21 protein-coding genes are annotated in these 21,777 nt (G+C 65.3%); 9 read left to right on the top strand and 12 right to left on the bottom strand.

Annotated features, from left to right (window positions below; genetic code table 11):
• Positions 1–107: 107 nt before the first annotated feature.
• Entirely contained in the window at positions 108–1,433 is a 1,326-nt protein-coding gene (locus tag K2Y42_RS05725; RefSeq protein ID WP_291149565.1) for a TRAP transporter large permease subunit, read from the bottom strand.
• On the bottom strand, positions 1,430–2,074 hold the full coding sequence (locus K2Y42_RS05730) for a TRAP transporter small permease (protein WP_291149567.1): 645 nt from the start codon (positions 2,072–2,074) through the stop codon (positions 1,430–1,432). The genes K2Y42_RS05725 and K2Y42_RS05730 overlap by 4 nt, the downstream gene beginning before the upstream one ends.
• Positions 2,075–2,224: 150 nt before the next feature.
• On the opposite strand from K2Y42_RS05730, the gene K2Y42_RS05735 reads away from it, so the two are divergent.
• Positions 2,225–2,581, top strand: coding sequence for a DUF1428 domain-containing protein (locus tag K2Y42_RS05735; RefSeq protein WP_291149576.1), 357 nt, complete (start codon positions 2,225–2,227; stop codon positions 2,579–2,581).
• A 25-nt stretch (positions 2,582–2,606) separates the two neighbouring features.
• Here K2Y42_RS05735 and K2Y42_RS05740 read toward each other — a convergent pair whose 3' ends face one another.
• Genes K2Y42_RS05740 through prmB form a run of 3 tightly spaced genes read right to left on the bottom strand, consistent with a single transcriptional unit; the run spans position 2,607 to position 4,827 of the window.
• Positions 2,607–3,623 carry a TRAP transporter substrate-binding protein gene (locus K2Y42_RS05740; RefSeq protein WP_291149580.1) on the bottom strand — a complete coding sequence of 339 codons (1,017 nt, stop codon included), beginning with the start codon at positions 3,621–3,623 and terminating at the stop codon, positions 2,607–2,609.
• 32 nt (positions 3,624–3,655) lie between these two features.
• Positions 3,656–3,895, bottom strand: coding sequence for a hypothetical protein (locus K2Y42_RS05745; protein WP_291149583.1), 240 nt, complete (start codon positions 3,893–3,895; stop codon positions 3,656–3,658).
• On the bottom strand, positions 3,892–4,827 hold the full coding sequence (gene prmB / locus K2Y42_RS05750; protein WP_291149585.1) for a 50S ribosomal protein L3 N(5)-glutamine methyltransferase: 936 nt from the start codon (positions 4,825–4,827) through the stop codon (positions 3,892–3,894). The genes K2Y42_RS05745 and prmB overlap by 4 nt, the downstream gene beginning before the upstream one ends.
• A gap of 312 nt (positions 4,828–5,139) precedes the next feature.
• Between prmB and K2Y42_RS05755 the strand changes: the two genes are divergently transcribed.
• Entirely contained in the window at positions 5,140–6,816 is a 1,677-nt protein-coding gene (locus K2Y42_RS05755) for a formate--tetrahydrofolate ligase (RefSeq protein ID WP_291149588.1), read from the top strand.
• Positions 6,817–6,916: 100 nt separating this feature from the next.
• On the opposite strand, the gene K2Y42_RS05760 is transcribed toward K2Y42_RS05755, so the two are convergent.
• Together K2Y42_RS05760 and K2Y42_RS05765 are read right to left on the bottom strand one after the other, a co-directional pair.
• Complete coding sequence (locus tag K2Y42_RS05760; protein ID WP_291149589.1) at positions 6,917–7,279, bottom strand: 2TM domain-containing protein; 363 nt, start codon at positions 7,277–7,279, stop codon at positions 6,917–6,919.
• Between the two features lie 92 nt (positions 7,280–7,371).
• Positions 7,372–8,376 (bottom strand): hypothetical protein, encoded by a 1,005-nt coding sequence (locus K2Y42_RS05765; protein ID WP_291149592.1) that lies wholly within the window; start codon positions 8,374–8,376, stop codon positions 7,372–7,374.
• Positions 8,377–8,627: 251 nt separating this feature from the next.
• On the opposite strand from K2Y42_RS05765, the gene K2Y42_RS05770 reads away from it, so the two are divergent.
• The gene (locus tag K2Y42_RS05770) at positions 8,628–10,475 is read left to right on the top strand and encodes a PQQ-binding-like beta-propeller repeat protein (protein ID WP_291149595.1); all 1,848 of its coding nucleotides are present in this window, start codon (positions 8,628–8,630) and stop codon (positions 10,473–10,475) included.
• 26 nt (positions 10,476–10,501) lie between these two features.
• Here K2Y42_RS05770 and K2Y42_RS05775 read toward each other — a convergent pair whose 3' ends face one another.
• Positions 10,502–10,696 (bottom strand): PspC domain-containing protein, encoded by a 195-nt coding sequence (locus K2Y42_RS05775; RefSeq protein WP_291149597.1) that lies wholly within the window; start codon positions 10,694–10,696, stop codon positions 10,502–10,504.
• A gap of 165 nt (positions 10,697–10,861) precedes the next feature.
• On the opposite strand from K2Y42_RS05775, the gene K2Y42_RS05780 reads away from it, so the two are divergent.
• Positions 10,862–11,761, top strand: a complete 900-nt coding sequence (locus K2Y42_RS05780) for a diacylglycerol kinase family protein (RefSeq protein ID WP_291149600.1) — start codon at positions 10,862–10,864, stop codon at positions 11,759–11,761.
• Here K2Y42_RS05780 and K2Y42_RS05785 read toward each other — a convergent pair.
• A complete protein-coding gene (locus K2Y42_RS05785) occupies positions 11,758–13,494 on the bottom strand; it encodes a sulfatase-like hydrolase/transferase (RefSeq protein WP_291149604.1) in 1,737 nt (578 codons plus the stop codon). The two genes, K2Y42_RS05780 and K2Y42_RS05785, sit on opposite strands and share 4 nt — an antisense overlap.
• A 318-nt stretch (positions 13,495–13,812) precedes the next feature.
• On the opposite strand from K2Y42_RS05785, the gene K2Y42_RS05790 reads away from it, so the two are divergent.
• The 4 genes from K2Y42_RS05790 to K2Y42_RS05805 all read left to right on the top strand — a co-directional run bounded on the left by K2Y42_RS05790 (position 13,813) and on the right by K2Y42_RS05805 (position 18,656).
• Complete coding sequence (locus tag K2Y42_RS05790; RefSeq protein ID WP_291149607.1) at positions 13,813–14,310, top strand: septal ring lytic transglycosylase RlpA family protein; 498 nt, start codon at positions 13,813–13,815, stop codon at positions 14,308–14,310.
• A 342-nt stretch (positions 14,311–14,652) separates the two neighbouring features.
• On the top strand, positions 14,653–16,578 hold the full coding sequence (locus K2Y42_RS05795; RefSeq protein WP_291149610.1) for a hypothetical protein: 1,926 nt from the start codon (positions 14,653–14,655) through the stop codon (positions 16,576–16,578).
• A gap of 88 nt (positions 16,579–16,666) precedes the next feature.
• Complete coding sequence (locus tag K2Y42_RS05800; protein WP_291149613.1) at positions 16,667–18,289, top strand: ABC-F family ATP-binding cassette domain-containing protein; 1,623 nt, start codon at positions 16,667–16,669, stop codon at positions 18,287–18,289.
• Positions 18,290–18,428: 139 nt separating this feature from the next.
• On the top strand, positions 18,429–18,656 hold the full coding sequence (locus K2Y42_RS05805) for a hypothetical protein (RefSeq protein ID WP_291149616.1): 228 nt from the start codon (positions 18,429–18,431) through the stop codon (positions 18,654–18,656).
• 90 nt (positions 18,657–18,746) lie between these two features.
• Here K2Y42_RS05805 and K2Y42_RS05810 read toward each other — a convergent pair whose 3' ends face one another.
• The 3 genes from K2Y42_RS05810 to K2Y42_RS05820 form a co-directional block, all read right to left on the bottom strand.
• Complete coding sequence (locus K2Y42_RS05810; RefSeq protein WP_291149618.1) at positions 18,747–20,477, bottom strand: right-handed parallel beta-helix repeat-containing protein; 1,731 nt, start codon at positions 20,475–20,477, stop codon at positions 18,747–18,749.
• Positions 20,478–20,599: 122 nt separating this feature from the next.
• On the bottom strand, positions 20,600–20,902 hold the full coding sequence (locus tag K2Y42_RS05815; protein WP_291149620.1) for a type II toxin-antitoxin system RelE/ParE family toxin: 303 nt from the start codon (positions 20,900–20,902) through the stop codon (positions 20,600–20,602).
• A complete protein-coding gene (locus K2Y42_RS05820) occupies positions 20,886–21,137 on the bottom strand; it encodes a type II toxin-antitoxin system ParD family antitoxin (protein WP_291149623.1) in 252 nt (83 codons plus the stop codon). Before K2Y42_RS05820 ends, K2Y42_RS05815 begins: the two co-directional genes overlap by 17 nt.
• A 302-nt stretch (positions 21,138–21,439) precedes the next feature.
• On the opposite strand from K2Y42_RS05820, the gene rplU reads away from it, so the two are divergent.
• Positions 21,440–21,751: a 50S ribosomal protein L21 gene (gene rplU / locus K2Y42_RS05825; RefSeq protein WP_291149626.1), complete on the top strand. Its 312-nt coding sequence runs from the start codon at positions 21,440–21,442 to the stop codon at positions 21,749–21,751.
• Positions 21,752–21,777: the final 26 nt, after the last annotated feature.

A 21,777-nucleotide genomic window follows, 5' to 3' on the forward strand; every position in this document is an offset into this window, starting at 1 on the left:
CGCTCCCGCCGGGTCGCCTTGCTCCCGGCCCTTCGGGCTAAGTGAAGCTTGGCTTCGCGCTAATTCTTCCCCCCTCTCCACACGGAGAGGGGGGATTTTTGTTTGGGTCAGAGCATGCCGAGCCAGCGCGGCAGGGCCAGGGACAAGTCCGGCCAGAACGTGACGACCATCAGGAACGCCACCATCGTACAGAGCCACGGCACGACTGCGTGAGACATGGTCATCAGGCCGAGCCGTGAGATGCCACTCGCGACATAGAGATTGAGCCCCACGGGCGGCGTGATCATGCCGATCTCCATGTTGACCACCATGATGATGCCGAAGTGAACGGGGTCGATGCCGAGTCTCGCGGCCACCGGGAACAGGATCGGCGCGAGGATCAGCGTCACCGACGCCGGCTCCATGATGCAGCCCGCCGCGAGCAGGATGACGTTCACCACCAGCAGGAACGTTATGGGGCCGAAGCCCTGATGAATGAGCCAGTCCGCCATGGCCTGCGGGATCTGCTCGTGGGTGAGCAGGAACGTGAACAGCACGGCGTTGGTGATGATGTAGAGCAGCATGGCGCTCATGCTGGCCGATTGCAGCAGCACGCGCGGCACCGCGCTGAGCGGCAGATCGCGATAGATGAAGACCGCGACCACAAACGCATAGACGGCACTCACCGCGGCCGCCTCCGTGGGCGTGAACACGCCGCCGTAGATGCCGCCCATGACGATCACGATCAGCGCCAGGCCCCAGAAGCAATCGACGAACGCCGCGAGGCGCTCGCTCCACGGCTGGCGCGCCGTGGCGGGATAGCCGCGCCGCCACGCCAGCCACACGGTCGTGAGCGCGAGCAACGCGGCGAGCACGAGGCCCGGCACGACCCCGGCCATGAAGAGGTCGTCCACGGAGGCCGCGTGGATGCGTTTTCCGTCGGCTCCGACCACCGCCATGCCGGACGTCGCGACGCTGTAGAGCACCATGACGATCGATGGGGGAATGAGAATGCCGAGCGCGCCGGACGAGGCGACGACGCCCGCGCTGAAGCTCTTCGGGTAGCCGCGCGCGACCATGGCCGGGATCATGATCGAGCCGATGGCGACGACGGTTGCCGGTGACGATCCGGACAGGGCCGCAAAAATGGCGCACGCCACGACGGCGGCGAGGCCAAGCCCGCCCGGCCAATGGCCCACCATGGACGTTGCGAAACGGATCATGCGGCGGGCGACGCCGCCGTGCGTCATGAAGTTGCCGGCAACGATGAAAAACGGCACGCACATCAATTCGAAGTGCTCGATGCCGGTGAACAGCTTGAGGGCAACAGCGCTGAGGGGCGCGTCCGTCAGCGTGAACAGCACCGTGAGAACGGTGAGGCCGAGCGCGATGGAGACCGGCATGCCGACCAGCAGGAGCCCGACGAGAACCAGAAAGATGAAGGCGGTCGTCACCGGGGCACCTCGGCGCCAGTGTCGGAGCCCACGCCTTCGACGGCGCCGGGGTCGTGGTGGGGACGTTCTCCCGTGCGCCAGAAGTGCCAGGCCACCTGGAGGAAGCGGAAGCACATCAGATAGGAGCCAAGCGGCACGGCGAGATAGACGATCCACATCGGCAGCTCGAGCACGGCCGACGTCTGGCCCGTGTCGTAGATGTGCCAGACGAGGCTGGCCCCCAGCGTGCCGATGACGGCGGTGAAGAACGCGCCTGACAGCAACCCGGCAATGATGAGAACGCGTTGCGCGTTGCCGGTCAGGCGCTCGACGAGGATGTCGACACCGACGTGGATGCCCGTGCGCACGCCGTAGGCGGCGCCAAACTTGGCCATCCACACGACCATGAAGATGCACAGCTCCTGAGCCCACGTCAGGCGGACATAGGCGACGGCGAAGAACAGGTTCTTGCTGACGGCGCTCAGGCCTTCCAGTCCCTCCGCACGGGACCATCGGTAGAGGGAGGCGATCCCCGAGAGGCCATAGCGCTGCGCCACGGCGACGAAGATCAGAAGCGTCGCCGCGCCGAGCAGCGTCGCGATGACGATCTCCTCCAGGCGATCCAGCGCGCGCAGGGCGCGGCTCGTGCTGTCGGCGGCCATCGCTCCCTCCCAGTCGCGGACGCGCGGTTCAGTCTCGTCCTGCCGCTATCGCACGGGAACGGAGCGCCGTCACGATCCACTTGCCACGCTGGCCATTTTGCCGTGACGGACCTAGTTTGTATCTGACCACACCCGCAGAAGGACTGAAGAATGGCCTACGTTGATGGATTTCTGCTGATTGTGCCGACCGACAAGATCGACGACTACAAGAAGATCTCAAAGAAGGCCGGCAAGGTCTGGCGCGAATACGGCGCGCTCGAATATCGCGAATGTGTCGGTGACGACCTCGACATGCCGTTCGGGCGCCCGTTTCCCAAGCTCCTGAAGCTCAAGCCGACCGAGACGGCGGTGTTCTCCTGGATCGTCTACAAATCGAAGGCGCAGCGGAACCAGGTGAACGCCAAGGTCATGAAAGACCCGCGCCTCAACGACATGGATCCCAAGTCGATGCCGTTCGACATGAAGAAGATGTCGATGGGCGGGTTCACCGTGCTGGTGGACGTCTGACAGGCTCCTGCCCCGCGGAACGGGGTTAGTGAGGCTTGCGGCCCGTGACGGCATAGATGCGATCGATGAGGTCGCGGCCAACACGGCCCGCCATCTCGTCGTGGACAGGCAAGAGCGCGGCGATCCAGGCCGCGCGCTCGGCCTCCGTCGGCTCGTGGAACGTGGTGCGGCCGGAGGCCTTCATCTCAGCCAGCGCGTCGTCGTTTTCCTGGCCGGCATACGCGTTGGCGACCGGCGTCGTCTCGGCCACGGCGCGTTCGAGGGCGGCGCGAATGTCGGGCGGAAGGCCGGTCCAGAACGCGTGATTAGAGATCACCGCGTAGCCCAGATAGCCATGGTTCGTCATCGTGGCGTGGGTCTGCACCTCGTACATTTTCTGCGTGTACATGTTGGCCGGCGTGTTTTCCGTGCCGTCGACCACGCCCGACGAGAGCGCCTGATAGGCCTCCGAAAAGGCCATCACCTGCGGCACGCCGCCCATCGCCCACATCTGCGCCTCGATGACTTTCGACGCCTGGATGCGCATCTTGAGACCGAGCACGTCGTCCGGTTCGCGGAGCGGGGTGTTGGCCGACAGGATTTTGAAGCCGTTGTTCCAGTAGGCGAGTCCGATGAGGCCTTTCGCCTCCAGCCTGCCCAAGAGATCGCGGCCGATGTCGCCGTGCGTGACTTTCTCCAGGGCCTCGTAGTCGGGGAAGATGTAGGGCAGGTCGAACGCCTCGAAGGCCTTGATGCCGAGCGGGCCGAACTTCGACACGGACGGCGCGAGCATCTGCACGGCTCCGAGTTGCAGGGCCTCCAGCTCCTCCTTGTCCTTGTAGAGTTGCGAGTTCGGGTAGAGCTCAATGCGGACGCGGCCGTTCGTGTAGCGCTCGGCAAGCGCCTTGAAGTGCTCGGCGGCGCGGCTCTTGTGCGATTGGGGCGCGGCCACGTGGCTGAACTTGATGACGAGCGGCGCGGGGTCTGCCGCGAGGGCCGCTAGGGGCCAGACGCCCGCGAGCCCAATTCCCGCAAGCACGATGGCCATCCCGGCGCTGCGCATTGCCCGTGTCCCCCCGCGTCCAACCGGCTTCGTCAGCTCTTCGGCGTCTCGCGCGGCTCATTTGAGGCCAGGCGGGCCTCCTCCTCTGCTCGCTCCTCTGCCCGGCGCCAGTCGCGCAGGATGCGGCGCGTGAGGCGGAACACGCGGCGCGCGCGGCGGCGGTCGTCCCTCGGCAGGCAGACGCAACAACAGCAGAAGAAGGGCCTGCGCGCGATGGTGAGCATCAACTCGCGATGCTTCCAGGCCGTGTCGTTCGAAACGCTGCCGGTCATGCCTTGCGTCTCCTATCGCCTCCCTGGCGCCTCAAAGCGTCGGCGGACAGCGCAAACAGCTCGCCCTCGCTTTGCTCGGTATCGAGCCAAAGGAACGGCAACGACGGGTATTCGGTTTCAAGCGCCTCGCGCGCCATGCCGACTTCGACCACCAGCATCCCCTCAGTATTCAGATGAACAGCGGCCTCGGCCAGGATGCGGCGCACGATGTCCAGCCCGTCGTCGCCGCCGAGATGGGCCAGCTCGGGCTCGGCCCTGTACTCGGGCGGGAAGGCCGCGACGGCTTCGGCGGTGACGTAGGGCGGATTGGCGATAATGAGGTCGTAGGTCCGGCCTTCGAGGCCGGCAAAGAGGTCGGACCGGTGGAGGGCGACCCGGTCGCCGAGGCCGTAGTCCTCGACGTTGCGGGCCGCGACCTCGAGCGCGCCGACCGAGATGTCGATGGCGTCGACGGCCGCGTTCGGGAACGTGAGGGCGGCCAGGATGGCGAGGCAGCCCGAGCCGGTGCAGAGGTCGAGGATGCTTTCGACGCCATCGGGGTCGGGCACCACGGCCGAGAGCCCGTCGTCCAGGAGCTCGCCGATGTAGGAGCGCGGCACGATCACACGCTCGTCGACGTAGAACGGGCGACCGCGGATCCAGGCCGCGTTAACCAGATATGCGGCGGGCTTGCGGGTCGCGACGCGCTGCTGGATCAGGTCCGCCACCCTGGCGCGCTCGTCACGCGTCAGGCGTGCCTCCATCCAGGGCTCAAGCTGATCGATGGGCAGGCTCAGCGCCGACAGAATGAGGTAGGCGGCCTCGTCGAGGGCTGTCTCAGTGCCATGGCCGAACGACAGATTGGCCGCCGTGAAGCGGCTGACCGCGTAGCGCAACCAGTCCCGGATCGTGACCAGGTCGTCGAGGTGGCTGAAGTCGGCTGATGTGCTCATGGACCCGTGCGCGGTTGCTCGTCTCCAGTGTCCCTAGCCGATGGGGCGGGCGGTGCCAACCGACAGTTCGACCGAGGGTGCGCCGAAAACCGCCCGGAGACGCCGCTGCGCGTGATCATGGCGTGCAAAAAATTTCACAATGGGTATTCGCAGCATTCGCAACTGCGAAAGAATTTGCACGTCGCGTCATCGTGTCCAAGCGCTATCGTGCCGCTTGGCGAAGCGCACGCAAAACGCCAATATCGCCAGCTTCGGCCCCACCTGTGCGGCGGCGGGGTGCACATACAGAAACGACCATTCGGAGGGAACACCGTGACGGTGAAATCAGATATCGAGATCGCGCGCGAAGCCAAGATGCGGCCGATCACGGAAGTTGCGGCGAAACTCGGAATCCCTGCCGACGCGATCATCCCCTACGGCACCACGAAGGCGAAGCTCTCGTTCGACTTCATCAACGCGCTGAACACCCGCCCCGACGGCAAGCTGATCCTCGTCACGGCCATCAGTCCGACGCCGGCCGGCGAAGGCAAGACCACGACGACGGTCGGTCTCACGGATGGCCTCAACCGCATCGGCAAGAAGGCCATGTGCTGCCTGCGCGAGCCTTCGCTCGGCCCCTGCTTCGGCGTCAAGGGCGGCGCGGCCGGCGGCGGCTATGCGCAGGTCGTTCCGATGGAAGACATCAACCTGCACTTCACCGGCGACTTCCACGCCATCACGAGCGCGCACAACCTGCTCTCGGCCCTGATCGACAATCACATCTACTGGGGCAACAGCCTCGGCATCGACAGCCGCCGCGTCGAGTGGAAGCGCGTTCTCGACATGAACGATCGCGCGCTGCGCTCGATCACGAACTCGCTCGGCGGCGTCTCGAACGGATACCCGCGCGAGGACGGCTTCGACATCACGGTGGCGTCCGAGGTGATGGCCATCCTCTGTCTTGCGAGCGACCTCAAGGATCTCGAAAACCGCCTCGGCAACATCATCATCGGCTACACGCGCGAGAAGAAGCCGGTGCGTGCGCGTGATCTCAAGGCAGACGGCGCCATGACCGTGCTGCTCAAGGACGCGCTGATGCCGAACATGGTGCAGACGCTCGAAAACAACCCCGCCTTCATTCACGGCGGGCCGTTCGCGAATATCGCGCATGGCTGCAACTCGGTGCTGGCGACCAAGAGCGCGCTCAAGGTTTCCGACTACGTCGTGACGGAAGCGGGCTTCGGCGCCGATCTCGGGGCCGAGAAGTTCTTCGACATCAAGTGCCGCAAGGCGGGCCTCAAGCCGGCCGCTACGGTGATCGTCGCGACCGTGCGCGCGCTGAAGATGCATGGCGGCGTGGCCAAGGACAACCTCAAGAACGAGGACGTCGCCGCCGTTGCCAAGGGCTGCGACAACCTCAAGCGCCACATCGAGAACGTGAACAAGTTCGGCGTGCCGGCAATCGTCGCCATCAACCGCTTCATCACGGACACCGACGCGGAAATCCAGGAAGTCATGCGCGCTGCCGAAAGCATGGGCACGCGCGCCTTCATGTGCACGCACTGGGCCGATGGCGGCGCGGGCACTGAAGCGCTGGCGCAGCACGTCGTCGAGATCGCGAACTCGGGCAAAGCGGATTTCAAGCCGCTCTATCCGGATGACCTGCCGCTGCGCGACAAGGTCCGCAAGATCGCGACCGAGATCTACCGCGCCTCCGACATCGCCTGCGACAGCTCTGTCGAGACGAAGTTCAAGGACCTGGAGGCGATGGGCTTCGGCCATCTGCCGGTCTGCATGGCCAAGACGCAGTACTCGTTCTCCACCGACCCGACCAAGCGCGGCGCGCCGACGGGCCATGTGGTGCCGGTGCGCGAGCTTCGGCTTTCGGCGGGCGCCGAGTTCGTGGTCGTCGTCACGGGCGAGATCATGACCATGCCGGGTCTGCCGCGCGTGCCCTCGGCGGATTCGATCCGGCTCAACTCCGAAGGCCTGATCGAGGGTCTGTTCTAGACTTCGATCACCGCTCAATGCGAAACCGGCCGGTGCACTGCACCGGCCGGTTTTTTTGTCGATGGTTTGAAGCGCGTCGATGCTTCAGAGGCGTCGTGCTTCAGAGGCGCCGTGTCTGATCGTCATCGGCCGCGTCTGCCGGGGCCTGCCCCGTACCCGCCTCGGCAAGTGCCGCGGCATCGGCCGCCGAGGCCGCCGCCATGCGGCGCTGCTCGCGCGCCCGGAACGCCTCGTGCTTGGCGTGCTCTTCGCGCGCGCGGACAACGAAGACCTTGTAGGCGTGCAGCGCGATGCCCGCGCCCCAGCCCAGCACGACCCACTGCACCCAGAAGTGCTCGCCCTCGATCAGGTTGATGATCGCCAGGCCGGCTATGACCGCCAGGAACATGATGAAATGGGTGTAGAACCCATTGATTGCCTTATCACGCTCACTTTCCATGGCGTGCTCGAAGAGGTCATCCATCGCGAAGCCTCCTGGTCCTAAATTGCTCCGATGCGGACCCACCTTACACCCATTGGAGCGCAGGGAAATGCCTCCTACGGAACACTTTGCAGTTAAGCAACAAGATGAAGTAACTGCGTGGCCGGGCGCATGTATTCAAAGCCCTGGGCGACGAGCCGGCCTTCGGCCGCATCTGCGACCATGGCGAGGCGGGTCGTCGCGTTCAGGATCGGCGGCTTAAGCCAGGTAAAGTCGGTCTCCAGGTCGGGCACAATGCAGTGCATCATCGAGGCCCGTTCGGCACTCGCGATGCCACGCGAGCGGCCGCGCCAGCCCGGCGCTTCCCAGTGATTGGCGGCCACGTTGGGGCCAACGTGAAGGCGGGCATCCGTCTCCGTGCGCTCGATCACGATCGTTTCGCTCGGCCGGACGCCTGCCAGCGAGAAGATGGCGGGGGTGGAAATGGGCTCACGCGCCAGCCGCTCCCGGGCCTCGGCGAAATCGGCGGCCTCCTCGAACACGGATCGCAGCAGATGGGCCGGCGTGGGGTGCGGCATGGTCCAGACGCGACGGCGGCTCAGGGCCCAATCAAGCACATAGAACCCCACGGCCTTGCGCATCGGGGCCTGATTGAGGGCTGCCGAAAAGCGCCCCGGCGCCATGCCCGTCAGCACGCCGGTGTAGCCCGGCCAGGTCAGGGTCACGAACGGGCCATGGCGGCTCGCCACGCGCGCGGCGATGACGTGGCGGCCGAGGCCCGGCGTGCGCCAGTCCAGCACGCGGATCAGGCGCGCGCTTTTGCGGCCCGGGCCGGGTGCGACGCGGCAGGTGCACGCCCATTCATAGTTGACGGACAGAAAGTAGGCGCCCGGACGTTTCAACCGCTCGGCGATGGCGTCGATTTCAGGGAGGTGGGCATTCTCCCACTTTGCAAGCCATCGGCGAGAGACGCTGTCGAGCTGGCGGAGGGCCGCCGACGGCAGAGGGCCGGTCGCGAGATCGAGCAAGGCATGCGCGCGCGCCTCATGGGCCACCAGCGTTTCCATCGGAAACTCAGGCCCGGTGTCGAGAACCGGAATGGGCTCCAGCGGATCGAAGGCGTGGGCGGGGGACAGCATGGAAGCGGCGGCCTCCTGCCGCGACGGCGCCTGTCTCGGAGGCGAACCCAAGACGTAGACTTTCACGCGGCGGCGTCAAGCACGGCACCCACCGACGGGGCGGACACCATCACCGACGGCGCGGCCGTCGCGCGACGTCCCGCGCCCAGATCGCGAGGTTGTGATTGACGATATCGACCTTTGTGTAGCACGCGCATCAGTTATGCGCTGTTACCACTACGGTCTCCGGTCTTCACTCGCGGGAAACGATCATGCGCCTTCGCCACCCTCTCCAAGCCGTCTCACGTCTCGGCGCCATCGCCGCCCTTGTTGCGATCGCTCTCCCCGTCCCCCTGCCCGCCCTCTCTCCACCCGCTCATGCGGGCGATGTCGACGACGCTCGTCTCCTCGGCGCCGATGCCGACCGGGACAATTGGCTGATCCATGGCCGCGATTACGCCAACCTAAGATTCTCGCCCCTCGATGCGATCAATCCCAAGTCGATCAAGGGGCTGGTGCCCAAGTGGATCTATCAGCCCGGCACGGCGTCGACGTTTCAAACCACGCCGCTCGTCGCCGATGGCGTCATGTATGTTTCCGCACCGGGGTCGAGCGTGATGGCGGTCGACGCTGCGACCGGACAGGAACGCTGGCGTTACGACCATAAATCACGCGCCGCCAAGCTGTGCTGCGGGCCGGCAAACCGAGGCGTGTCGCTCGGGTACGGCAAGGTTTTCGTGGCGACGGTCGATGCTCGCCTGATCGCGCTGGCGCAGGACAGCGGCAAGGTGCTGTGGGACATCGCACTGGCCGAAGAGGGCGGCGGAAACACGGAGGACCGGGCCGCGCTCGGCAACGCCGACCCGGCCATCAAAGGCAAGGTGACGGGCTCGACCGGCATTGGCGCGTCCTCGGCGCCGCTCGTCTATGACGGGAAGGTGTTCATCGGCGTGACGGGCGTCGGCTACGGCCTGCACGTGGAAAGCGACCGGCCTGGTACGCCGCTGGGCGCGGTCGTCGGGATTGCCGGGCGATACGGCCGCCCCGGGTTTCTCGGCGCATACGATGCGGCGACCGGCAAGAAGGTCTGGCAGTTCGACACCACGCAGGAGGGATGGGAAGGCGCCTTCACTGCCGTGACGGCCGACGGCATCAAGCTGCCGCGTGACATTGCAGCGGAAAAGGCAGCAATGCCCGAGCATCGCGATGCCTGGAAGTTCGGCGGCGGATCTGTGTGGCACGCGCCCGCCGCGGATCCGGCCCTCGGCCTCATCTATCTCGGGGTCGGCAACCCCTCTCCACAGGCGGCGAGCGAGAGCCGCCCGGGCGACAACCTCTACACCGTGTCCATCGTCGCGCTCGAGGCTGCGACGGGCAAGCTGCGCTGGTACTTCCAGCAGGTGCCGCACGACGTGTGGGGCTATGACGTGGCGAGCCCGCCGTCGCTGTTCGACGTGGTCGTCGACGGCAAGACGGTGCCGGCGCTCGGGCAGGCATCGAAGCTCGGATGGTACTACGTGATCGACCGGCGGGACGGGCGTCTCCTGTTCAAGTCCGAAGCGTTCGTGCCGCAGGCCAACATGTTCCAGTCGCCGACCAAGGAAGGCGTGACGATCTCGCCAGGCGTGGGCGGGGGCGCCAACTGGTCGCCCGCGGCCGTCGACGCGCGCAAGGGCGTGGCGTTCATTGCCGCCATGCATATGCCGACGCGCTACCGCACCGAAACGCTGCCCGCGTTCGAAGGCAAGCCGGCCGTGACTTACTACACGATCGAGCCGCAGAAGGATGTGCCCTGGTGGGGCACGCTGACCGCGATCGACCTTGCAAAGGGCGGCAAGCTTCTCTGGCAGCAGAAAACGAACGAGCCGCTGGTCGGCGGCGTGCTTGCCACGGCGGGCGGGCTTGTTTTTACGGGAGAAGGCAACGGCAATCTCTCCGCATTCGACGCCGCGAAGGGCGACCGGCTCTGGCAATTCAACTGCGGCGCAGGCGTAAACGCGCCGCCGGTCAGCTACGCGGTCGGGGGCAAGCAGTATGTGGCGGTGGCAGCCGGCGGCAGCCAGATCTGGGGCTTCCGCCAGGGAGGGGCCGTGATCTCGTTCGGTCTCGTGGATCCGTAGACGAGCTTAGCAGACGGGCATCGGCGTCAGTCGCTCGGCATGATGAACCACAGCACGAGGTACGTCAGAATGCCCGGAAAGCCGATCGAGGCGACGGTCGCGACAACGTAGAGGAAGCGCGTGAGTGTGGGGTCCCATCCGAGCCACCGCGCCAAGCCTCCGCACACGCCACCGATCAGCGCGCCCTTGCTGACGCGCCGGAGCGGAGCTGACGTGTTCAAGAGCCTTGGGTCTGACGTTGGGTCCGGCATGGCTTCTGCCCATTTTGTTGACAATCAATCTGCGTAACGGTCTTTAGGGGCGCTTCGTTCCACGCTGGCCGCTCCGCCGGGCTCAGGCCAGCCCCTCCGCGGCGATCGAACGCCCGTGTCATTGCCGAGACCTCGATGCGCCGCCGCCTCCTGATCATCCACAACGCCCATGCCGGAACGCGCGGCCGGCACTACCTGCGCGCGGTGTGCGGCGCGCTCGAAGCGGGCGGCGCCGAGCTCAGCATCGAGCATGCCGACACGCTGGCCGCAGACGAGGACATCGCGCGGTCCGCGGTCGCGGCCGGGCACTTCGACGCCATCATCGCAGCGGGCGGCGACAGCACGATCCGCGGCGTGGCTTCGGGGCTTCTCGGCAGCGGCGTTCCGCTCGGCATTATTCCGATCGGCACCGGCAACGTGCTCGCGCGCGAGATCGGCGTTCGCTGCCGGGCCAATGTGCTGGCGCAAACGCTGCTGCACGGCCCGGGCGTGCCGATCCGCTGCGGGCTCGCCGACGGCACGCCGTTTCTGGCGATGGCGGGCGTGGGGTTCGACGCGGACGTGCTGCTCCGGCTCAACATGCCGTGGAAGCGCACGGTGGGGCGCGCGGCCTATGCCTGGCCCATCGTGCGCGCGCTCGTGCACAAGCCGCGGCCTTTCGAGGTCGTCGTGGAGGAGCGCACTTATCCCGCGACGTGGCTGATTGTGACGCGCGCGGCGCGCTATGGCGGGTCGTTCGTGATCGCCGAGACCCAAAGCCTGGTTGGCGAGGGCTTCCATGCGGTGATCGCGAACGCGACCACACGGCGCGCACTCGCGGGGCTGTTGATCGCCATCGCCCGGGGGCGTCTCGAAGGGCGGACCGACGTCGCGGTGCTTCCCTGCTCGCGGCTTGGCGTGCGGACGAGTGGCGAGATCGCGGCGCAGATCGACGGCGAGCGTCTTTTTGAAGTTCCGCGCGAGATTTCCGTCGGTCCGGATCGCCTGATGCTGATCGTTCCGCAGGGCTCTCCGCTCGCTACGCCCCGCAACTAGCGCGCGAGCAGCAATCCGGAATCGATGAGCCGGCGATGGAAGGTCAGAATTTCATCGCGCTTGGCGCAGGTGAAGTAGCGGCCGTGGCAGGCATTGAGCAGACGCAGCCGTTCGTGTTGTGCATCCGACAGCGGCAGGCGGGCCGCGTTGAGCAGCAGCGCTCCGAGATACGGCACGTCCAGCACCTCGACGTCCGGCAGCGGACCCGGATCGAAATTGATGCCGTCGACCGTGTAGTAGGTCAGGTAGCCGGGTGACTCCGGCCCCATCGTCATGTCCTCGGTGGCGGTGGTGGCGTTGAAGCCGAGGAACGGGCGCGTCACGACGGGCTGGTGGTCGCCGTACTGGACGATCAGGAAGCGCTCGTTCGGAAAGCGGCGGACCAGCTCGGCGCGGAAGTAGTCGTAGTCCATCTTCGCGATGCCGACGCGGCGCAGGTATTCATGCATTTTCGGCGAGGGGCCGCCGCCGGGAACTTCGATTTCCGGCATGAACGCCGGCTCGTACGGCAGGTGCGTCGCGGCCGTGATGATGAAGTTGAACATCGGCGCCTGCGAATGGCGGAAGTGGTCCTGCATGTTGCGCAGCGCGTTGTCGTAATAGAAGCGGTCGCGCTCGTTGTACTTGGTGGCGCCTTGCGCCTTGCGGTCCAGGATCTCTGAAAAGCCGATAGCGCTGTAAAACTTGCCGCTCGAAACGAAGTCCTTCTGCATCGGATAGTAGAGAATGTTGCGATAGCCGCAGCGGGCCAGCGTCTCAGGGATGGTGTCGTGCACCTTGCCCTGCATCAGCGACTGCACGAACGGGCGCATGCCGCCGAACGACAGCGTCGATACGCCGGCGAGGACGGAGAACTCCGTCAGCCAGGACGCGCCGCCGTAGGTCTCCACGCGCAGCTTGTGCAGGCCGCCGTCAGCGGAGCGGAAGAACGGGTCGAGGCCGCTGTGGTAGCGGATGCCCGGGAAGAGGCTCGGCGGGAAGACGCTTTCCTGGTGGATGAGAATGATGTTCGGCGGCCGCTCCTGCGGACGGCAGGATGCGGGCGCGGCGAGCATGCTCGCGCCGCCGTTCTGCGGCGCGGCCTCGATGAGCTGCCCTTGCCACAAGGTCTCGATCGTCTCTGCCCAGGAGAGGTAGAACGACGAAACGTAGTGGTGGTCCCAATAGTAGAGCGTGTGATGGCGCCCGCCCTTGTTCGCCACCGTGTAGGCGGTCGTGGCGAGGGCGAGTACGAGCACGCCTGCGGCGGCCGGGCGGGAGACGCGCGTGGGATCGAAGCGGTACACGGCCCAGCCGAGTGCGGCCAGCGCAGCCATGGCGGCGAACAGGCCGATCACCTCGGTGCGGAAGCCGCTCCAGAGAAACGACAGCGTGTCGAACGACATCAAATAGAAAACGATGTCGTAGGCGTGGAGCGTCATGCCGAGATAGTGGCGCTTGACCTCCGAGACGGCGACGATGAGGGCGACGAGGCTGGCCACGGCGGCCGTCGAGAAGAGCACGCGGCGCGAGACGAGCAGCGCCGATGACACGAGCGTCACCGTTACGCCGGCGGTGAATGCGATGTTCAGCCAGGGCCACTCGTGGCCCACGAAGTAGGCCCACATCGCGGCGGCCAGCACGGCCGAGAGGATCCAGGCGGCGGCATGCCTATTCGCCAGGCGGTCGCGAGCGACGGCGCGAACCAAACTCATGAACCCGTGGCGCTTGGGATCAAGCAGGTCCGTCGTCATGTTGTGTTTTTGGACCTTTTGGGACGGAGGATCGCGCAGTCTTTGTGGAAGACCGTCACGAAGTCAAACTTCAGATATACGACAGTACGGCAACACCTGCACGCGGGGCGACGTTCCCCGCTTTCGTGGACTTTATTGCGGCGCTCGGGGCGGGCATCCGCCCCTTCATCCCCGGCTATTTTGTTCCCCGAGGTCCGCGGCGGCGGGCAGGTTGCGTTGCGGTTGCGCACCGGTGCCGAACAAAGGCAGCGGCGGCCATACTAAAGCTCAGAATCAATTACGATCTGGCACAAATCCGAAGCCTCTCATGGACACGCAATGACGTCTGCCGTCTGCCGTTTTCTCGGCTCGCTTCTGCTTGTTGCCATCGCCGGCGCTGCCGGATCGGGCGCTTTTCCCTCCTCGGCATCGGCCAAGTCGCCCGGCAAGACCTATTGCTACAACACCATCTGTCATAGGGTTAAGACGCTCGCCGAAATGGACAAACTCGTCGGTTTCGAAGAGATCGTGACAGCCTCGTTCTATGATGACTGCAAGGTCGACAAGAACAACCCGTGCACCACGCTGTCGTCCGGCGAGGACTTCCGACCGGACCTGCCGGACAATGCCGCGAGCCCGGTCTACCCCAACGGCACCATTCTGATTTTGCTGAACCCCAAGACGAACGCGTCCGTGCTGGTGCGGGTCAACAACTCGGGGCCCTACAAAAAAGGGCGGCTGCTGGACGTGTCTCGCGCGGCGGCCGAACAGCTCGGATTTGCGAAGTTCGGCATCGCCAAGCTCAAGGTGACCGTGATCAGCGGGCCGTTAAGCTAAACACGCGGCACGACCCGTCCCGGGCACGCAGCGGCAAGCCTCCAACGGCCGGCCCGGACCAGACACGGCTCGAAGCCCCCTCCCCAAAAACTCGAAGCTCCCGAAAGACACCAGCAAAAGGCGAATGGGCGCCGTTTTGGAAAGCCGCCGACCGGGATTAACTCCGCCCCCTCGGGAGTTGCTTCCGGCGCGCGCGATAAATTTTGCCATTTTTGCGGCCGACACTTTTGAATTACTGTTTTTCCGGTCGATACAAATAGCGACCTGGGGGCTCGATTGTTTCATGTACGCCCACGTGTCCGGCCCACAGCAGTCGCCGCGCTGATCGCGAGCGCGTGTCTTATGGGCGGTGCACATGCGGGTGCGGCGCAGACAAAATCTCAAGAGACACAATCTCAAGACAAGAGCGCCGCCGCCGCGTGCAAGGAAGCGGGCAACCTCGCCGTGCTGTCTTCGCCGATTGCGCCCTGGAAAGGCGCGCCGCTGCGCGTCGTGCTCACATCCGAACAGGCGCTCGCGGGTGAACTCTCGCTCGTGGCACCGGACGGCAGCGTTGCCGTCACCTCCCGCGACCGTCACGGCGGGCCACCCTACTTCTGGTTTGCCGAAGTGCAAAAGCCCGCGGCCGGCGCCTGGAAAGCCATCCTGAAGCGCGAAGGCGCGACGCCCGAGTGCAGTGTCGTGACGCGAGAGATCGGCGTGCAGGCCAAAGCCCCGGCGCGGCCGCGCGGCAGCGAGAAGAGCATCTGGCCCGTTCGCGACACGTGGAACCGCGGCACGGAAAATCTCTATTCGGCGTGGATCGAAAAGCTGTTTGACGCGCCGCTCGACGAAGCGCCCTCGTGGCCTGCCCTGCATGAGGTGCTGCGCGACCGCTCGCGCAACGTGCTGTTCAATCACCTCGGCCTTGGAGAGGACGAGAAGGGGCAGATCATCCGTCCGGATTGCGCCGACCTTCCCTATTTCCTGCGCGCCTATTTCGCGTTCAAGATGGGCCTGCCTTTCGGCTACGCGAAATGCACCCGCGGCGGGGCCGGACAGCCGCCCAGGTGCGCGCAATGGTGGAACATCGAGAAGGAAGAGCCGCCGCCCGCGCCGCCCCCCGGCCAGAAGGTCGCTTCGGATGGCGGCGATTTCTTCGGCATGTTCGGCGCGGCGCCCGAGCCCGCATCCACCCTCAAGCTGCCGCCGAAGCCGCAAGGGCTCGTGCCGGGCTTCGGCTACTATCTCCGCACGACGGTCGCCAATGGCGTTCATTCGGGCTCGGGACGCACGCTCGCGGCCGACAACAGCACCGACTACTATCCCGTTTCCCTGAAGCAGGAGACGCTTCGGCCGGGCGCGATCTACGCCGACCCATACGGCCATATTCTCGTGCTGACCAAGCGCGTGGCGCAAACGGGCGATGGGGCGGGCGTGTTTCTCGCCGTCGACGGCCAGCCCGACGGCACGGTTGCGCGCAAGCGCTTCTGGCGCGGAAACTTCCTGTTCGCGCAGGATCCGGCGCTCGGCAATCCCGGCTTCAAACGGTTCCGCCCCGTCGTGCGCGAGAAGGGCGCCCAGCGCCGCCTGACCAACGCGGAAATCACCAAGAACGCCGACTACGGCGACTTCTCGCTCGACCAGACGCAGCTTGCGGTCGAAGACTTCTACGACCGCATGGAAGACGTCATGTCGCCCGCGCCGCTCGACCCCATGCGCGCCATGAAGGAGGCGATCACGGCGCTCGAAGAGCAGGTGAATGCGCGTGTCACGTCGGTCGAGAACGGGCGCAAGTACCAGACCGGCGGCGGCGCGGAAGTGGCGATGCCGGACGGCGCCTCGATTTTCGAGACCACGGGCGCCTGGGAGGATTTCGCGACGCCCTCCCGCGACCTGCGCCTCCTGATCGCCATCGACGTGGTGCGCGGCTTCCCCGAACGCGTCTCGCGCCGTCCGGAGCGGTATGCGATGCCGGTGGGAAAAACCGCCGCCGACGTCAAGGTGGAGCTGGACACCGTGCTCGCGACGGAACTTGCCCAGCGCAAGTTCTCGTATACCCGTACCGACGGAACGCCCTGGCCGCTGACCCTCAAGGATGTGCTCGACCGGACCGGCGCGCTCGAAATGGCCTACAACGTCAACGACTGCGTCGAGGCGCGGTGGGGGGCTCCCGATACCAGCGAGGAGGTGCTCACCTGCAAGCGGCGCGCCTCCGGCACGCAGCGGACCAAGATGACCGAATATCGCGCCTGGTTTACCGAGCGCCGCCGGCCACCGCGCGGATAAGTCCGGCGCTCGAGGCGCAAACGCCCCTTCCTCCGGCTCCGACGTATGGCATAAGGGCGCCTGAATTTTCTTCAGGACCAGCGCGCCTATGATCCGTCTCGACAATATCGGCAAACAGAACGGCCATCAGATCGTCTTCATCGAAGCCTCCGCCGCCCTTCACCGGGGCGAAAAGGTGGGCCTCGTCGGGCCGAACGGCGCGGGCAAGACCACGCTCTTTCGCATGATCATCGGGCGCGAGCAGCCGGACGAAGGCCAGGTCTCCACCGACCGCGGCGTGACGATCGGCTATTTCAGCCAGGACGTCGGCGAAATGTCGGGGCGCAGCGCGGTTGCCGAAGTGATGGATGGCGCGGGGCCCGTCAGCGAAGTGGCTGCCGAACTCAAAGACCTGGAAGCGGCCATGGCCGATCCGGACCGGGCCGACGAGATGGACGAGATCGTCGCGCGCTATGGAGAAGTGCAGGCGCGCTTCGAGGAGTTGGACGGCTATGCGCTCGACGGGCGCGCGCGTGAGGTGCTGGCGGGGCTCTCGTTCAGCCAGGAGATGATGGACGGCGATGTCGGCGCGCTTTCGGGCGGCTGGAAGATGCGCGTCGCGCTCGCCCGCGTGCTGCTGATGCGCCCCGACGCGATGCTGCTCGACGAGCCGAGTAACCATCTCGATCTCGAAAGCCTCATCTGGCTCGAGCACTTCCTGAAGAGCTACGAAGGGCTGCTGCTGATGACCTCGCACGATCGCGAGTTCATGAACCGCATCGTGGGCAAGATCGTCGAGATCGACGGCGGCGCGCTCACCACGTATTCGGGAAACCACGATTTCTACGAGCAGCAGCGCGCGCTCGCCGAGAAGCAGCAGCAGGCCCAGTTCGATCGCCAGCAGGCGATGCTGGCGAAGGAAATCCGCTTCATCGAGCGCTTCAAGGCACGCGCCTCCCACGCCGCGCAGGTGCAGAGCCGCGTCAAGCAGCTCGCCAAGATCGATCGGGTGGAGCCGCCGAAGCGCCGCCAGACGATCATGTTCGATTTCCCCGTGCCGCCGCGCTCGGGCGAAGACGTCGTGAGCATCAAGCAGGTGCACAAGGGCTACGGAAGCAAGCGCATCTACGACGGGCTCGATTTCCACGTGCGACGCAAGGAGCGGTGGTGCGTGATGGGCGTGAACGGCGCGGGCAAGTCCACGCTGCTCAAGCTGATCGCGGGATCGACGACGCCCGATGCCGGCACGGTCAACGTCGGCGGCAGCGTGAAGATGGGCTACTTCGCCCAGCACGCGATGGATCTTCTGGACGGCGACCGCACCGTGTTCGAAACGCTCGAAGACGCGCATCCGCAGGCGGGGCACGGTTCGCTCAAATCGCTCGCGGGCTGCTTCGGATTCTCGGGAGATGACGTCGAGAAGAAGTGTCGCGTGCTCTCGGGCGGCGAGAAGGCGCGCCTCGTGATGGCCAAGATGCTCTACGATCCGCCGAACTTCCTGGTTCTCGACGAGCCGACGAACCATCTCGACATGGCGACGAAGGAAATGCTCATCACGGCGCTCTCGGAGTACGAGGGCTCCATGCTGTTCGTGTCGCACGACCGGCACTTCCTCGCGAAACTGTCCAACCGCGTGCTCGAGCTGACCCCGGACGGCGTGCACACCTACGGCGGTGGTTACACCGAGTATGTCGAGCGCACGGGCTATGAAGCCCCGGGACTCAGAAGCTGATCCGGCTTTTGATCCTGGCCGGCCGCGCCGCGATTTAGCTTACAGCGAAGTAAACCAGCGGGCCGGAACTCCGTGTGCCGGTCGCCGTTTTTTCGGCGCACGCGCATGAGGCGCGACACCGAACACGGAGCATCACGTCATGACCAAGCACGCATTCGCAATGGGTCTCATCCTTTCCGCCGCGCTCATCACCGCGCCGGCGATGGCGAAGGACGCCGCGCATATGAAGAGCTCTCTCACGAAGGAGCAGAGCGATATGATCAATTCCAAGGGCCAGAACCGCGAGCCGGGCGCGAATGGAACGTTCCAGGGCAAGCCGGTGGTCGAGGGTCCGGCGAACTGGCACAAGGGCGAATCCAGCAAGTAGTGCCGACGCCGTCTCCACGAGACTTCGCAACGTCCCGATGGGCCTTTCCGGATCTCCGGAAAGGTTCGTCTGCGTGCATGCGGGGGCGGGTTACTTGACTTCGATCGGGCCGAGATCGACGTCGCCGGCGCGTGCGACGCCGTTGCGGTCGGCAGGCGCGTCCGCGAGGATCTTGCCGGCTCCGACAGTGGGCGAGTCTCCGGTCGGCGTGAAGTCGTTCGGGCTGCCGCCGACTGCGGACGGAAACTTGGCGAACCAGCCGGCGCTGAAATCGTCGCGCGCCGCCTCCTCGCTCCCCGGCTCGCGCCCTTCAATCTTGCCCGAGACATAGAGATTGCCGCGATAGACATTGTCGCCGGCGGTCTCATCGACCTCCATCAACAACGCCTCGGGATTGGCCGCGACAGTGCCGCCGTCGATCGTGACGCCCACCAGCACGTTGTTGGCGAACAGATTGCGGGTGGAATGCACGGAAAACTGCACGCCATGCTTGCCCGTGGTGATGAACAGATTGTGCAGCACCTTGTTGTCGCTCGATCCGAGCTTGGGATTGTCCGTCTCCTGCCAGAAGCTCACGTTGTGGCGCGCTTGCGGACCGAACACGTTGTTGCGCACGACGCTGCGGCGAACGCTGGTGAAGTTCGGACCGGCCGACGCACCATCGTGGAAGTAGTTGCCTTCGACCAGGAAGTAGTCGCTCGCGCCGCGCCCTCCCTCGCCTTCGCCCGCATACGCGTCACAGCGGGCGTCGTCGTAGGGGATGCCTTCGTCGGCGCATGTGGAGGCCGGATCGGCGTTGATCTGAAAATCGCTCGACACGTTGCCGTACGTCTCGTTGAAGCGGACGATGTTCCAGTCGCTGCCGTTGGAGATGTAGATCCCGTGACCGTCGTCCTTTTTGGCGCCGAACCCGAGATTGGCTTCCCAGACGTTCCAGTCCGACTGGCCGGAGAAGAACGGGTCGCGATCCTGGTCGTTGCCGGTGGAGCGGAGAACCGCGATGCCGCGTGAGTGCTGGCTGGCGTCGTAGCCTTCGCCGACAATGCGGACGCCGTACTTTCCGCCCGTCATGTGGAATCCATCGATGGCGACGTAGTCGGCGGCTTCGAGGTTGAAGCAGCTCGCACGTCCGCTCTTGCAGCACGTCATCGAGACGCCGATGGATTTGTCGTCGTTGCGCTCCGCATAGAGCACGACGGGCTCATCGTAGGTGCCGCCGGTTTCCTTGGTGAAGTTGAAGCACGCATCGTACTTGCCGCGCAGAAAGTGGATCTTGGTGCCGGGCGCGGCGGCCAGTACGGCGTCTTTCGCGGCCGACGGCGTTTCGCGGCTCGCGCCGTCGCCCCGTCCGTCCGGGCTCACGAAGACCGTCTTTGCGGGTTTCCACGAGGGGTCGGTATAGTAGCGATTGAACTGCTCGGTGAAGCCCATGAACTTGGCCCCGCGCGCGACGGCAGGCTTGCCCGGGACGACGGCGGGCGCGCCGACTGCTTCGTCTTCCGAATTCGCGGGCGTTGCGGGTGTTTCTTTTTTTGCCTTCGGCTGTGCGGCCGTGGGCGCTGGCGTGGGCTCGGGCCCACCTTCCTCGAGCTTCTTCACATAGGCGCGCGCCAGATTGGACAGGAAGCCCTCGGGATAGCTTTCTAGAAACGCATTCCAGCCCTCGATGGTGCCGAGCTCCTTGGCGGCGTCGAAGGCCTCCTTGGCGGGAACCTCGGTTTGCTGGGCGAGTGCCTCCGTCCCAAGAGCGGGCACGCCCAGAAGCGGCGGCGCCAGGAGCGAGACGGCGACAGCGAGGCCCGTGGCAGCAAGGCGGCTCATGTTCATCCTATCGGTTCGGCGCACGCTCGACGTTTTACCGGGAATGGCCCGATCGAACAACGTTCGCTGGCTGACGACCGTTCCGATGGGTTAGGTCCTGCGCCGCTGGTCCCAAAGCCGTCTTACAGATGCGTTTCGACATCCATCCGCTGGTGCAGGATTCGGATGACGTCGATGCCGAAGTCGGTTTCCTTGAAAAACACGAGATGCGATCCGGCGGCATATTTGAGATAGCCGGCACGGACATGCCCGGCGGAGCGCCCCCTCAAACTGCCGCTCGCCAGCGCCGCCATCACATCGACGATCTTGGAATGGTAGATGTCAGCCTGCGCCGGTGACCAGTGCTCGGCGGTGTAAAGCCAGATACCTTCAAGGTCGGCGCGTGCCTTTGGCCTGAGCCTGAATTCCCTACCCCTTTTCGGCATGGCGAGCGTGCATGTCGGCGAGGAACGCTTTGTTGTCGAACGGCTCCGCGCGCCCGCTCTCTTCGCCTTCGATCAGGGCGTCCCGCAGCGACTTGAGTTGGATCTCCCGCTCCTCCAGCAGCCGAAGGCCTGCCCGCACGACTTCGCTGGCCGAGCCATAGCGTCCGCGCGAAACCTGCGCGGCGATGAACTGATTGAAATGCTCGCCAAGGGCGATGGACGTCGTCTTGCTCATCTTCGCAGCTCCTCCCGGTATGTACCAATATATCGTATATATTGGTAGTAATCAAACGGCTTAGCTCGTCGAACCTTAGACGCGGAGCTGGCCGCGGCGCTTTGGGCCAACAGATTGACTTCGAAGGAGATCTCCAGCATAAGACCACCAGCGCGGCGGGCCGAAGGGTTCGCGGCGTTAAGAGCGCTGCCCGAGGCTCAGGTTGCAATTTCAAGCAACCCCTTGAAAGTGTGCGATTAAATTCGCACCGCCACAGGGCGCGGAGAGACCCAAAGCGCCAAAGCGCGCGGAAAGAGGCATCCATGTACGCTGTCATCAAGACGGGCGGCAAACAGTATCGCGTCGCCAAAGACGACGTCATCACTGTCGAGCGGCTCACCGTCGAAGACGGAAAGAAGATCGAATTCACCGAAGTGCTGCTTGTTGGCAGCGGCGCCGACATCAAGGTCGGTTCGGCCCTTGGTTCGGGCGCGAAAGTGACGGCTGAGCTGGTCGAGCAGACCCGCGGGCCGAAGCTCATCGCCTTCAAGAAGCGCCGCCGCAAGAACTCGCGCCGCAAGCGCGGTCATCGCCAGGATCTCTCCAAGATCCGCATCGTCGGCATCACGGGCTAAGGCATTTGTGAGCGCGTCAATCGCTG

Source organism: Hyphomicrobium sp. (assembly GCF_019744875.1).
Classification (GTDB): Bacteria; Pseudomonadota; Alphaproteobacteria; order Rhizobiales; family Hyphomicrobiaceae; genus Hyphomicrobium_C.